Origin of the sequence: Flavonifractor sp. An92, from assembly GCF_002159175.1 — a bacterium.
In the GTDB taxonomy this organism is placed as follows: domain Bacteria; phylum Bacillota; class Clostridia; order Oscillospirales; family Oscillospiraceae; genus Pseudoflavonifractor_A.
This window is the reverse complement of record NZ_NFGZ01000001.1, coordinates 194,295-209,223: the sequence shown is the minus strand read 5'-3', so window position 1 is coordinate 209,223 and position 14,929 is coordinate 194,295. Positions and strand designations below refer to the sequence as shown.

Sequence of the window (14,929 nt, the reverse complement as noted above, 5' to 3'; positions counted from 1 at the left end):
CCTACATCGTTGACAGGCCCTTGATTCCGTGCTAAATGGAGGGACACCATCGGCGGTATGCCGAAAGAGAGGAGAACGGTTATGAGACGAATACAGACAAGGCTTTGGGCCGCGCTGCTGAGCGTGTGCCTGCTGCTGAGCCTGCTGCCCGCCCAGGCGCTGGCGGCGGCGCTGCCGGAAGCCGGGCAGACAGTGTTCCTGCCGGTCATCGAGGAGGGGGAGGAGGCCCCTGCGCCCCAGGGCGCGGGCGGAATCTCCACCTTTGGACTGGTGGAAAACAAGGAAGGAGCCGAGTATGTCTATGCGGGCAGCACGGTTATTTCCTACAACGGAAGAGCCTTCATCAAAACCCCTGACGGTGAATCCTATGTGACGGAGAAGCCGGAATCCAACGGCATTCTTCAGCTGCTGGATGAGGAGGGCACGGCGGTGGCCTCCAGCGGGGCGCTCTCCAGCTATTACCCCGATTCTGAAACGGGGCACTATTACATTTCCGGGGCGCGGTTTGATAACGCTGCGGAGCTGCCGGCGGGAAGCTACACCCTCCAGCTGGTGGCTGGAAATGTGACCTATCCCTGCACCGGCACCATGGAGATCGTGGGCGACGGGGCGCTGCTGATTTCCGATGCCTACCTCGACAAGCTGTATACCGGCGCCCAGGAGCTGGATCTCCGGCTGACGGTCTATGGATTCGAGCGGGAGGAGGAGCTGGAGGGCCTGACCTTCTCCCTCATGGACGGAGATACCGTGGTGGCCCAGTCCACGGGCACATACCGGGACATCACTGCCAATTACGAGAGCCGTATGTGGTATCTGTATGCCCAGATGAAGGTGGTCGAGGGGCAGAGTATCCAGAGCGGCCCGAGGTACAGCCTGGCCATCCGCTACACCGGCGATAAGGTGATGGTGGACGGCGTAGGAGCCGCGTCCAGCAGCGCCTCCGCCCCCAGGGCCTCCGCTGAGGGCTTCCGGGTCCTGGATCCCCAGACTGCCAGGGTGGAGGTAGACCTTGGGTATCTGACGGCGGACACCGGCTATCACGTCACGGTCAGCAATGACTCCCAGGGAAAAAATCTGTATGCCGACCAGACCTTCACGGCGGAAAGCGATACCCAGACGGTGGAGCTGCAGCTGACAACCGGGGGCATGGTGGTGCCCATGACGGGCTACGAGAGCCTTTTGTGGGTAAAGGTCTATGCAGACGGGGAGGAGGAGTACCTCGCTACAACGGAAAGCTTCTCCAACCCCTACGCCAACCTCCGCCAGGAGACGGTCTATTTTTATCCCACCGTCATGAACCCCACCGCTAAGAACCTGGCGTTCCGGCTGGAGTACTACAACGGCTGCTCCTTCTACAAGGGGAGCGGAGACGTGCTGGAGCTGCGGGACGGCAACGGAACCGTACTGGGCCGCTGTGATACGCTGACGCAGACCGAGTCAAAGGGAGAGCAGGGCGTCATCACCGGCACCCTGCAGATCACCGGCAGCCTGACCAACCGGAGAACCTATTATCTCTACCTCAACGGCGTCCAGTTCGATACAGTCTACACGACGGATGGATTGTGGCTCATAACCAGCGCTCCCATGGTAGACTTTGGCGCTTACACCATGTGGACCAACCTGGGCGAGTTCCCAATTTACACGGAGGTCCTCAATTCCAGCGGTACCGGCCGGTTCGTCTTCAAAAACGGCGATACCGACGTGCTGACCAGCCCGATCATCACCGGCCAGCCCAGCGGAGTTCAGGACATGCTGGTCTATGCCCACACCTTCACCGCCGGGGACTTCGGGAAGCTGACACCCGGCACGGCCTATGCCCTTGTGTTCCGGGACAGCAGCGGCGCCGAAGCTCCTATCGACGACAAGGCCTTCACCTATACGGCGGACAAGGTCCCGCTGAACCTGAGCAGCAGCAACCATGTGTATTTTGACTGGTACGGCATGAAGTCGGGTCAGAATACTGTGGCGGGCCAGCTCTATGTAGACAGCAGATCCTTCAAGAACATCGAACGAGCTGATCTGGAGGCGGTCAAGTCCATCACTCTCTCCAACGGCATGGACACCTTTGCCGTCGCAAGCTATACCGTCCAGTGGAACAGCGAAAGCCATCGGTATGATCTGACCCTCACCCTGGACAAGCCGGTCACCGCCGGAACCTATACGGTATATCTCGACGGCAGTCAGCTTGTGAGGAACATCACCATCAACCAAAATGAGACAACCAGTCCGCGCCTGTATGGATCGGACGGGGCGGCCAACGGGTATCTGATGGGCGAATGTCTGCCCGTGGACGCTGAATACACCGGAAAGCTGTACAGCGGCTACACCTGCCTGACTCCGGAGGGCTTCCCCATGACGCTCCAGGGCGAGGCGGACGGCAGTACCCAGTACCTGTTTTTCAACAAGGGCGTCTTTGCCGGCCGTCCCGCGGGAAGCTATGAGCTGCGGGTCTATATGGACGGCAAGATTCTGGGCAACACCGATGTCACCGTGCAGGCGGAGACCAGCCCCATCATTACCCTGAACGATGAGGATGACGCCTGGGGTGATGACAGCGGCGACCCCGTCATGCACGCCGAGGAGGTGCGGATCGAGGGCGTCAACATGGGCGCGTACGGCTATCTGCGCTGGGCCGAGACTCAGGAGGCTCTGGCAGAAGAGAGCTTCCGGCCCTATTTTTCCAACCGCTACTACGCACATACCTTTGAGGGTGAGGACGGCCCCCGCACGCTGTATGTGGAGCTTTCCAAGAGCGGAAAGAGCGGCGACAGCGAGAATCTGACCTACACCTTCAACCTGTGGCTGTGTATTGCCAGGGACTACGATGTCCGGGTGCCCGAGAGCGTCCAGGGCGTTCAGTCCGCGGACAGCCAGTACACCATCACCGCCACCACGTCCCTGCCTGCCACCAAGCTGTGGGTGTCCTTCTACGACGCCGACGGAAGGCATGCCAGCCAGCAGATGGGCTATGTGGGTCCCACGGAGGACGGGCGGTACGAATTCAGCCTGACCTTCAATCCCAGGTCCGACTTCTGGGATTCCCAGTCCTATGACGGCAGCTTTTCCTATGAGAACACCCAGTCCATCCGGGTGTTTGCCGTTGACATGAGCAACGAATACCACGATAACGAAGCGTACCGGGGCGTGGTTATGGGCGAGCCGGTGGAGCGGATCCTGGTGTTCGGCAATCCGGACCATGTGATCCTGCCCCAGTTTGGCGGTGACAGCGTGCTGATCAACCGCACCGACTACACCCTCTTTGGCTATGCCTCGCCCAACAGCAGCGTCACCGTCTCCGAGACGGATAAACTGCCGGTCACGGCTGAGACCAACGAGTATGGCTACTTCCGCGCGGAGCTGACCGGCCTTACCGAGCGTACCCATACCCTGACGGTGGCCGATGACAGCGGAGCCGTGGGCAGCAGGACGGTCTATCTGACGGTGGATACCACCCCGCCCACCGTAAGCGACGTGACCTTCGCCTTCCTGGAGGACAATGCCGCCGTGCTCCACTGGACGTGCAGCGACAAGGATGTGGACTATTTCCAGATCTACAAGAATGACGTTCCTCTGGGCAAGGCCCAGGCTGATTCCACCTCCTACAATGTGGCGGCATCGGCGGACGACGGCAACCGCTTCACCATTGAGGCGGTAGACCTGGCGGGCAACAAGTCCCAAAAGACCGTCTCCACCGCCGACCAGGAGCCGCCCACGGCGCCGGAAGAGCTGACGGTCACCGGCCGCACTACCACCACCGTGGCCCTGAGCTGGACTGCCGGTACCGATAACATGGGTGTGGCGGGCTACAATGTCTTTGTGGACGGAAAGCAGGCGCAGGAGCTGACGGGGGATGCCACCACCTGCACCGTCACCGGTCTGCGGCAGAACACGAGTTACACCTTTACCGTGCAGACCCGGGACAAGGCGGGCAACACCTCGGACAGCTCTCCCAGCGCAGTCACCAAAACTGCCACGCTGAGCATTGCCGACGATCTCAAGAGCAGCTACACGGTTCTGGGCGACGGCGTCACCCTTTCCATTCCCCTGACTGTGACCGCTGTCTCCGATGTGGAGGAGTACACGCCCACCCTGCAGCAGGTGACCCTCCAGTATCAGACGGGCGGCGAAACCCCCGGTATCTGGCAGAACGGCGACCTGACGGTGGATTACAGCGGCGACCGGGCCACGGTCACATGGGCCGCGCCCGTGGATACGAACCATCTCCCCGTGCAGTACAATGTCCGCCTGGGGATCACCGACAGCGAGGGCGTCCACGTCACCGGCCAGACCAGGGCAGTGGAGCTTGTCGAGGGTCGCGTGACCTTTAGGGTGGAGGACAGCAACACCGCCGGCACCATCTCCGGCGCCACGGTGGCCCTCTATCAGGACGGCGTTCTGAAGGCTTCGGCCACCACGGATGAGCGGGGCGTGGCCAAGCTGGATGTGCCCGACGGTACTTACAGCGTAATGGTTCTGGCAGACGGCTACCAGCCCCGCCGGATTCCCAATCTGGCCATCTCGGAGAACAAAAAGGCCTTCACCATCCCCATGAGCACCGAAGACATTCTCCAGGTGGAGACCACCGTCAAGGAGATGACCGATGACGACATGGTGGCGGCCGGTATCGACCCCAATGCCCCCGGCAACCGCCATGTGTTTGAGAGCACGGTGATCCTGGACTTTGTGGAGGTGAAGTACTACTACAACGACGACGGCCAGGTGGTCAAGGGCGACCCGGCTCCCTTCGAAGGCGGCGTCCTGTATCCCGCGGCCAAGGATATCTTCCTCATCGTACCCTCCCGGGTCACCTGGCTCAAGGAGATGTTTGACGTCCAGCTGCTGGTGACCAACTCCTCCGCCATGGAGACGGTGAAGGATTGCACCGCAACACTGAACCTGCCTGCCGGTCTGTCCCTGGCCGACATGATAGAGGGCCAGCAGTCGGTCACGGTGGAGCTGGGGGATATCGCCCCCTCCGGCGCCGCCGTCCACCACTGGTATGTGCGGGGCGACGCCAAGGGCGACTACACCCTGAGCGGAACCGTCACGGGCACCCGTACCTTTGAGGACATTGAAGAACCCATGGAGGTTGGCTTTACCACCAAAGACCCCGTCAGCGTTCTGGCCGGCGACGCCATGCAGATGACCATCACGGCGGAGAAGAACGCCGTCACTGGCGAACCCTACCGGATGCGCTATGAACTGCGGAATGTGTCCGGCAAGTCCCTCTACAATGTGAACTTTGAGGTGTTCGGCGGCACCTTCCGCCAGGCCTACACCATCGATGAGGTCCTGGCGGCTTATGACCTGAAGGGCCCCTTCCAGCCGGATGCCGGCATCGGTGCGCTGAAAAACGGCTTTACCCTCAGCGCCCAGGAGTTCAAGCCCACCGAGGTCCTGGCCGGTACCTTTACCATCACCTTCGCCGAAGGACTGGAGCTGCCCAACGGCATCGAGTACATGCTCAAGCAGGTGTTCCTGTTCACCGGCGCCGGCAGCACCACGGAAATTCCCGTGGAAGTCATACTGGTGGACAGCCTGGACGACGCCCATACCCATGAGTACGACAAGGGCGTCGTGACCAAGGCAGCCACCTGTACGGAAAAGGGCGTCATGACCTACACCTGTACGGCGGAAGGCTGCAAGGACACCCTGACCGTGGAGATCCCTGCCTTGGGCCATAACATGGGGGAGTGGACCGTCACCAAGGCGGCCGCCTGCACCGAGACCGGCACCGCCGAGAGCAGGTGCACCAGATGCGATTACACCGAATCCATGACCCTGGGCGTGGTGGGCCACAGCTTCTCCGAGGAGTGGACCACGGATGTGGAGCCTACCTGTACGGAAGCCGGTTCCAAGTCCCACCACTGCACCCGCTGCGACGTCAAAACCGACGTGACCGAAATCCCCGCCACCGGACACACCTCCACGGAGAGCGACTGCACCAAAGACGATATCTGCGCTGTCTGTCACGAGGTCATCCGCAAGGCTGGTCAGCACGTCTGGGGTGAGGCGGACGTCACCAAGGAGGCCACCTGTACGGAGGCAGGCTCCCAGACACTCACCTGTATCAGCTGCGGCGCCCAGGAAAATCAGGAGATTCCCGCTCTGGGCCACGACTTCCGGGATTCTGTCACCGCACCCACTTGCACGGAGCAGGGCTACACCACCCATACCTGTTCCCGCTGCGATGACAGCTATGTGGACACCTATGTGGAGGCCCTGGGCCACGACTGGGGTGAGTGGGAGATCACCAAGCCTGCCACGGAGACCGAGGACGGCTCCCGGACCCGCACCTGTAAGCGCTGCGGTGAGACCGAGACCGAAACCATATCCAAGTGGCCCAAGCAGGAGCTGGAGTGGCCCTTTAACATCGGCGAGACGGTCACCTACACCTATGGTACACCGGATTTCTGGGCTGAGGCCACGAACAGCAGCAAAGATGGCGGTGCCGTGACCTATACCAGCAGCAACCCCGACATTGCAACGGTGGATTCCAAGGGCATTGTGACCATCCGGAACGCCGGTACGACCGTCATCACGGCCACGGCTGCCGCAGTTCCCGACCAGTATGCCAAGACGGAGATCCACTTCACATTGGTTGTCAAGAAGGCATCTCTGACCATCACAGCCAACGACCACACCATCACCTATGGCCAGGCCCCTGCCAACGGCGGCTATGCCGCGTCTGGTTTTGTGAAGTGCGAGGACGAAAGCGTCCTCGAAGGTACCGCCGTGTATACCTGCGCCTATCAACAGTTCGGCAAGGCTGGTGCGTACCCCATCAGCGTCTCGGGACTGACTGCCCGAAACTATGACATCCAGTTCGTTTCCGGCAACCTGACCGTCCAAAAGGCGGCCGACTACACCATCACCCTGGGCAATCTGGAACAGAGCATGGCCGGTCTCGGCCCCGTCTCCGTCTCCATCACGCCACAGGACAGCACCGCGAAGTTCACCGTGGAATATCTGGTAAACGACGCCTGGACGACTGCGCTCCCCGCCGAGGCCGGTGAGTATGGCGTCCGTGCTGCCCTGTTTTCCAGCGACAACCTGATCCCCAGCGAAGCCAAAACTGCGGAGGGCACGCTTGTCATCCGGAAGGGCGCTTTTGTGGACACCGGCGACGGCAATGTCAGCGTGGATGTTGCTGTGGACGGCGACAAGGCGGAAGTCACCCTTCCCGACGGTGCGCTGGACGAGATCCTTTCCAACGCCGGCGGCGACACCGCCATCGATCTGGGCAACCTGACCGGTGTGAAGGACGTCACCCTGCCCGGTGACCTGCTGGACGGCCTGGCCAAGGGCGACGGCTCCCTGGCCATCGGCTCGGAGGATGCCTCCATCTCCATGAGCGATCCGGTGCTCGACACCATCGCCGATGCGATCACCGGTCCGGACGACAAGGTCACGCTGCATATGAGCGAAGTGCAGCCGGAGGATATGAGCGAGGCCCAGAAGGCCGCTCTGGCCAGTCTGCCCGATGAGCCCGCCATCGTGGACCTGTCTCTGACGGTCACCCACGCCGACGGCTCCAATACGACCCTGAGCGAGCTGAACGGCAGCGTGGAAATCACCATTCCCTACACGATCCCGGCCGGTATGGAGGGAAAGACCGCTGTGGCCTGCTACATCTCCGCCGATGGCTATATCACCTATATCCGTGCCAGGTTCGAAAACAGCGCGATCACCTTCACCACCAACCATTTCTCGCACTATGCCGCCTTTGTCAGCGAGAAGCCCGCTGTCATCGTCACAGACGGCAGCGGCTCCGGCCTGTATGAGGTGGGAGCTACTGTCACCATCATCGCCGACAGCAAGAGCGGCTACCGCTTCGACCATTGGGAGATCGTCTCCGGCGGCGTGTCTCTGGCAGATGAAACCAGCGCGGAAACCAGTTTTGGGATGCCCGGCGAAAATGTGGAGCTGCGGGCCGTTTACACCAAGGTCAGCACCGGCGGCGGTGGCGGCGGTTCCGGAGCTGCCAGTTATGAGATTACCGTAGTGAGCACCGAACACGGCACCATCGCCGTGGAGCCCCAGAAAGCCGCCAAGGGCGAAACCGTGGCCCTGATTGTGAAGCCGGACCAGGGCTACCGGCTGGATACGCTGACCGTTACCGACCAGGGCGGCAAGGAGGTCCCGGTTACAGAGAAGAACGGTAAGTATACCTTTACCATGCCTGCCTCCAAGGTCACGGTCAAAGCCACCTTCCTCCAGAGTGAGCAGCCTGGGGAGACGGTATTTACTGACGTACCGGCCGATGCTTATTACGCAGAAGCGGTCAAATGGGCCGTTTCCGAGGGGATCACTGCCGGCACCGATGCGGCGACGTTCAGCCCGGATATGGCCTGTACCCGCGCTCAGGTCGTTACCTTCCTGTGGCGTGCGGCCGGAAGCCCTGTGGAGAACCGGGGGAGCATGAGCTTTACCGATGTGCCCGAAGATGCGTACTACGCCGAGGCGGTCCGCTGGGCGGTCTCCCACGGCATTACCGCCGGCACGGGGGATGCCATGTTCAGCCCAGATGCGGTCTGCACCCGTGGCCAGATCGCCACGCTCCTGTACCGGGCCAAGGGCCTGGATACGCCGAGTGGTAAGGCCAACCCGTTTCACGACGTGGTAGAGGGAAGCTACTATTACGACGCGGTGCTGTGGGCGGTAGAAAACAGCATCACAGCCGGAACCAGTGCCACCACCTTCGGCCCGGATGAAATCTGTACCCGCGCCCAGATCGTCACCTTCCTGTTCCGGGCGATGGGGAAGTAAGCACAAATCATTCAAACAGGTTATCAAGCACAGGACGGCGGTTCATTTGAACCGCCGTCCTGTGCTTGACCAGCCGTGAAAGTATGGTAAGATAGGGTAAAGTACCTGGCTTAGAAGGAGGAGTTTCCATGCGATATCGGGCACTGGGCAATACGGGGCTGATGGTCAGCGAGATCGGTCTGGGGGCGGAGTGGCTGGAGCGCCACAACGCGGAGGAAGTCAAGAAGGTGATCGACTGCTGTGAGGCCCAGGGGATCAACATTCTGGACTGCTGGATGTCGGAACCCAAGGTGCGCTCCAATATCGGCGCAGCCATCGCCGGGCGGCGGGAGCGCTGGATCATCCAGGGGCATTTCGGCTCCACCTGGCAGAACGGCCAGTATGTCCGCACCCGGGACATGGACCAGGTGAAACCGGCCTTTGAGGACCTGCTGAACCGGCTGGGCACCGACTACATTGATCTTGGCATGATCCACTTCGTGGACGAGGAGGCCGAGTTCCACCGCATCATGGAGGGGGAATTCCTGGCCTATGTGAAGGAGCAGAAGGCCAAGGGCGTCATCCGCCATATCGGCCTGAGCACCCACAACCCCAAGGTGGGCATCCTGGCCGCCCTGAGCGGGGAGATCGAGATGATCCTGTTCAGCATCAACCCCGCCTTTGATCTCCTCCCCGCCAGCGAGGATATGAACGACTATTTTTCGGCGGAGCATTACGTAGAGGGTTTGGGCGGCATTCATCCGGACCGCGCCGAGCTCTACAAGCTCTGCGAGCAGCGCGGCGTGGGCATCACCGTGATGAAAGGCTACGCCGGCGGACGGCTGTTTTCCGCGAGCACCTCTCCCTTTGGCGTGGCGCTGACTCCGGTGCAGTGCATCCACTACGCCCTGACCCGGCCGGCCGTGGCCAGCATCCTGGCGGGCTATGATACCCCGGAGCATGTGCTGGAGGCGGTGGCCTATGAGACGGCCTCCGAGGAGGAGCGGGACTACGCCAGCACCCTGGCCGGCGCGCCCCGCCACGCCTACTCCGGACAGTGTACCTACTGCGGCCACTGCGCCCCCTGCCCCAAGGGGATCGACATCGCCATGGTCAACAAGCTCTACGACCTGGCGGTGATGCAGCCCCAGGTGCCGGAGTCCATCCGGGCCCATTACCAGGCCCTCAGCGCCGGGGCGGAGGACTGCATCGCCTGTGGGAACTGCGAGAAGCGCTGTCCCTTCGGCGTCCCGGTGATCGCGCGGATGGAGAAGGTCCGGGAGCTCCACCTGCTTTAACTAGAAGCCATTTCCCCATCCCATCCCTATAAGTTGCAGCGGGCTTTTGCCGCCCTTGAATTGTGTGATCGATTCAAGAACGGCAAAGCCCGCTGTCTTTTTTGTTGTCCAGTCGTGTCTTTGCTCGATCAGTCCCACCAGAAGTACCAGATGGTGGACTGCCGCAGCCCATCGGCCAGGGTGCCCACGGTGGCGTCCTCCGGCCCCTGGTCAACCACATCGGGACAGAAGCCGTACAGCTCCAACGCCGCCTCCATCGCCTTCTCCCGGGGAACCGGGGAGGGGAGGATGAACTCCAGCTCGTCGTAGGTCATGGCGGCGGGCACCGCGCCATACTGCTCGAACCAGTATTTCGCCGCCGCCATCAGCTCGGGGGTGTCGGGGCACTCGTTCCAGTTTCCAAAGGGCAGCCAGGCGAAGATCTCCCAGGGGTGCTGCACCGGGATTTTGGCCAGAATGAGGGGATAGGTCATTTCGCTGTCGCAGTCCCAGTAGCTGGAGAAACGGTCATTCGCATATCCGCCCTCCATCACGCCCAGGATCTCCTCGTTCCAGTCCATATCGTCCTCCTCGGCTTCTTCCCTGCGCTGGTTTTTCCGGTACTCCAGGACCGCCTTTCCGTCCTTGCCGGGGGCGGCGAGCATCTTCTGCCGGTATTCCGCCACCTTGTCCGGGTCAAAGGCGTAGTCATCCGCGCCGTCGTGGTCCGGGTCGGAGTTGAGAATCAGACACTCCCACAGAGTTTCATCGTCCGCCTTGAGGAGCACCGGCACAAAGCCCTCTTTGACACCTTCCCGCTGGGCGTAGCGGTACGCTGCCATGATGGGGTCGTCGTCCTTCATGGCGGGGAAATAGGTGCATTCGCAGTCCAGATACGCCATCATGGCCTTGGCCAGATCCGAGGGCTCCAGCGTCTCCTCGTCAAAGTCCTGTCCCTGCCAGTTCACGAAGCGTTTTTCGATCACCGCTGCCATGGCCTGGTAGTAGTTCTCGTCGAAGGGGATGAACAGGTAGGCTTCGTCCTGAAACTCCTCGGAGTGATATTGTTCTGCGCCGAAATAGTGAAACGCATAGTCGTCGATGTCGCTGGGGAAGTAGGGGTTGTCCGACTCGCCATAGTAGTAGGAGGCAAAGGCCCGGCCCTTCTGGTTGAACAGAGGTCCGACCAGCTGGCCGTCCAGTTCATCCCGGAGAAAGACCCGCAGGTCCACGCTGGCAGGTTCGGTCTTGACCTTCTCGACCACATCACCGTACTCCGCAAGGAATTCTTCTCCCATCAGGTCGTGCTCCATGCACCAGCGCAGATAGATGGCCATGTGGTTATAGGCATGAATCTCATCCACCGGCAGTTCCTTTTCCTGCATGGATTCCAGGTGCCAGGCCCCGTCATCCATTTCTGCCACGCAGTCGTCCGCATCGTCCCCGCTGCAAAGGGAGGCTCTGGTGATGGTATCCGGGCGATTGGGCTCCACCACAAAGCAGATGCCATCCATTTTGCCCAGCAGGGCGTCCGCATCGTGGGCCAGTTTGTACTCCAGCTCGTCCCGGTAGAGGGGGATCACCTGATAGAAGTTGACCTCCTCGCCGCCCGGCAGGGGGCAGACCTCGCCGCCGTCCGCTGCACTCTGCGGGGCGGTGAGAATGGCGGCGCACAGCTTCGTGTCCTCGGCGAAGTCCTCCTGGTTGTCGATGGTATGCCCAAAGCCCAGCCAGGTATCGCTGGCAATGGGCAGTCTGGCCAGGGTTTTCAGCAGGCGGATGGGCCAGTACCACCGCTCATGTTCCAGGTCCTCGTGGCCGAGTTTCCAATCCTTCGGCAGGGCGATGGCCAGCTCCGCACGCTCCAGCTGGTATTCTGCCAGCTCCTCCGGCACGTTCATCCGGTGGGCGCCCATGCCCATGGTGACCAGGGTATAGTAGTCCCGCTCCTCCGAGGGGGGCACCACGCAGATGTCCACATGGATGTCCGGGGAGATCAGCTCGTGGTACACGTTCTCAAACGTACCGAAATACCGCTGGATGTGCCCCTCGACGGCCTCCATCTCCGCCTCGGTGTAGAGTTCGGGAATCCAGTCCTCATGCTGGGGCGCTTCACCGTCCGAGTGCTCTTCCTGCGCGGCCTTCAGGCGCACCGAGCCCGCCTCACGGCGGAAGGTGTGGAAGCTGGCCCAGGGGATGGCGCTGTCCTCAAAGAACTCCTGGGCCAGTTGGAGCGCCGCACGGAGGTCCCAGGCGATAAAGTCCACATAGCCGCAGTAGAGACCGGTGGCTCCGCCGGTGAGGGTGAGCAGCTCCGGGCCGTCCCCGGCGGTGAGAGCCTCCTCCAGCCGGTCCCGGAAGGCGAAGATGTTCTGGGTTTCTTCCCCCTCCCGCAGGGAATCCAGAGGATAGCAGAAGAAGCCTGCCACCGCGCCGTCAGCGTGGAGACGGTCCATGGAGTCGTTGTCCGCCTCCAGATAGCCGTTGATCAAAGGGGCACAGCAGGTGGAGCCCGCCATCACATCCAGCCGCCAGTCGGCGTCCGGGTCCTCATGGGGCTCCATCTGGTAGCCGAGGTAGGTCTCCAGATAGGCCTCCGGGTCGGTGGAGAGCTTCAGCCCCTGTTCGCGCAGTTTGTCGGGGAGCTGGGACATACGGATGGACGGCGATTCTTTGGGCTGTTCCAGCACATCGAAGCGGTCGATGTATCTCATGTGGGAGATCTCGCCCAGCACCTGATCAGTGAGGGTGGTGAGCATCCACCAGACTCTGCCTTCCGACGCCTGAAGCATGGGCAGAAGCTTTTCACAGTAGGCGGAGATGGCGAAACGGTTTTTATCCAGCTCCTCCAGCCAGATCTGCACATCGTCTCCGGAGATCTCACAGCCGTCCTCGGTCCGCAGGCCGATGCTCTGGAGAGGCTGCCGGCCTACCAGGATGTTCCAGTGCTCCAGCACCGATTTGGGGGCGTGCTTCTGGAAATAGACCAGCTCAAACAGTTTGACCTTGTCTCCCTCCGGGGTGAGGATCAGCTCATACGTTTCGCCGTTGAAGCCCAGCTCGAAAGAAATGTCGTCAAATGCCTGGTTCAGAATGGCCTCACACGCACGGATCAGCTTCTCGCCCCGCGTATGGGTCTCATCCTCGTCCATGATTTGGCGCAGCTGGCCTTCCCGCTCGGCGAAGTTTTCCCACGCCGCTGCCGTCCGCTCCCGGAAGCACGCGGAAAACCGAGGCAGAGCAATGCCTTTCTTGCACCAGTCGATCAGCTCCAGGGTATCCTCGTCGCCGGGGCGGGCCTCCAGCGCCTGTTCAAAGTACCGCAGAGCCCGGCCCTCCTGGTCCAGATAGTAATAGGCGTAGCCCATGCGGAAATTCCAGCAGTGGTCACCCTGAAAATAGTCCTCATGGGGCTTCAACAGGGCGATGGCCTTGCGGAGCAGGTCCCGGCCCCCGGGCTGATAGGGGTCCGCCAGGTTGTTGTAGGCGCGGGCCAGCTCACTGTCCATCTCGGGGGGGCGCTCCTGGGCAGGAATGGCCTCCAGGGCGTCTATGATCTTCTGATATTCGTCCTTCTCATTCCACTTCTGGCATTGCTGCAAAATGTCCATAGACGGTTCCTCCTTGGTCGGTTCCGTGGTATCTTTCTGATTGCCTCCGTATGCCTAATCCTGGTACTCGTCCTCAATGTCGATAAAGCGCACATACACGGCGCAGACTTCTCCTTTTGCGTTGTAGCCGAAATAGACGGGATAGTACCCGTCACCCCAGCCGGAGGCGAAGATGGGCAGGTTGCAGTCCGTGTCCGGTACCGTCCAGTTGAGCCAGTCACCGTAGGTCCTCTGGTATTTGGGGTGGGCTTTGGCGTTTTCCTCCAGCAGGTCGCAGAAGAGATCGTTGTAGGGGTCGATGTCCGGGTCCTCCTCCAGCCGCTTGGCCCAGTACTCCTTGAAAGCCGCTTGGGCCTGGATGTCCGCCACACAGCCCATCCCGGCGTCGACGCCGAAGCCAAAATAATCGCCCTCGTCCAGTTCCCCGTCCAGATCCTCGCTGCCCGTCATGCCCAGTTCATAGCGGACAGGCTTCTCCCGGCGGACCTCCACCTTGACGCAGGCGTAGCGGTCGCCGTATTTTTCGCTGGGCACCACGCAGATCTTGACGGGATAAGTTCCGGCGGGGATCGTCTGCAGGAACGGCGGCGTGTCCTCCAGCTCCACCAGCGGATCGCAGGCAAAGATCGTTCCGGTGGGGAAGTGGACGGTGCCGATGTCCAGCACATCCACCTCCATGTTACCAATCACTTTTTCGGTAAAATGCGCGTCCAGGTCCGTTTTGCAGGCCAGTTTGTCCTGGATGGATTCGTACTTGTTCAACCATTCGGCAGTCGGCATGATCCGTTCCTCCTGTTCCTTTCATCGTTTGTGGTAGACATACTATACAGGATGCATAGGGCCAAAAATGGCCCTCTTTCTCTCGAAGCGTTGGCAAACTCTTGGCGCAGTCTCTGTTTCTGACTCCTTTCCGAAGATAGAAAAAACGCCCCGCGACACCCTGTCACTTGGACAGGCTGACGCAAGGCGCGAAAAGGCCGCAAGAAAGAAGCCACATCCCCCAGATGTGGTTTCCTCCACAGGCAGAATCCATTTTTTTCGATAGAATCAACGGTGTTTTTAACTGATTCGTGTGCATCTCCCAAAAATCACGCATGATTCCATGCGTACAGTGTAAGTCGGTTGTAGTAACTTGTAAGGTCGGATGGTTCGTTTCCATCATACCGAATTGCATGGAAATTATCAACTAAAACTTGTGTCGATCAACGCTCAGAAACTGTTCTCTGTCCGGAAAGAGATCGATGACGGCTGACAACGATAACGCACGATACCATGATACAGAACATGTTGTAA

General features: G+C 60.8%; 3 protein-coding genes and 2 pseudogenes. 2 read left to right on the top strand and 3 right to left on the bottom strand.

The features are described from left to right. Positions 1-81 precede the first annotated feature (81 nt). Together B5G43_RS01040 and B5G43_RS01035 are read left to right on the top strand one after the other, a co-directional pair. Complete coding sequence (locus B5G43_RS01040; RefSeq protein ID WP_158097320.1) at positions 82-8,769, top strand: S-layer homology domain-containing protein; 8,688 nt, start codon at positions 82-84, stop codon at positions 8,767-8,769. Positions 8,770-8,897: 128 nt separating this feature from the next. Next, on the top strand, positions 8,898-10,046 hold the full coding sequence (locus B5G43_RS01035) for an aldo/keto reductase (RefSeq protein WP_087258035.1): 1,149 nt from the start codon (positions 8,898-8,900) through the stop codon (positions 10,044-10,046). Here the strand turns inward: B5G43_RS01035 and B5G43_RS17215 are convergent, their stop codons facing one another. From B5G43_RS17215 to B5G43_RS01025, 3 genes and pseudogenes are all read right to left on the bottom strand, one after another. After that, the gene (locus B5G43_RS17215) at positions 10,047-10,184 is read right to left on the bottom strand and encodes a hypothetical protein (RefSeq protein ID WP_158097319.1); all 138 of its coding nucleotides are present in this window, start codon (positions 10,182-10,184) and stop codon (positions 10,047-10,049) included. Beyond that, positions 10,175-13,648 (bottom strand): annotated as a pseudogene (locus B5G43_RS01030) (suppressor of fused domain protein); the annotation flags it as partial. The gene B5G43_RS17215 and the pseudogene B5G43_RS01030, both read right to left, overlap by 10 nt. A gap of 42 nt (positions 13,649-13,690) precedes the next feature. After that, positions 13,691-14,455, bottom strand: a pseudogene (locus tag B5G43_RS01025) (DUF4241 domain-containing protein); the annotation flags it as partial. Positions 14,456-14,929 lie beyond the last annotated feature (474 nt).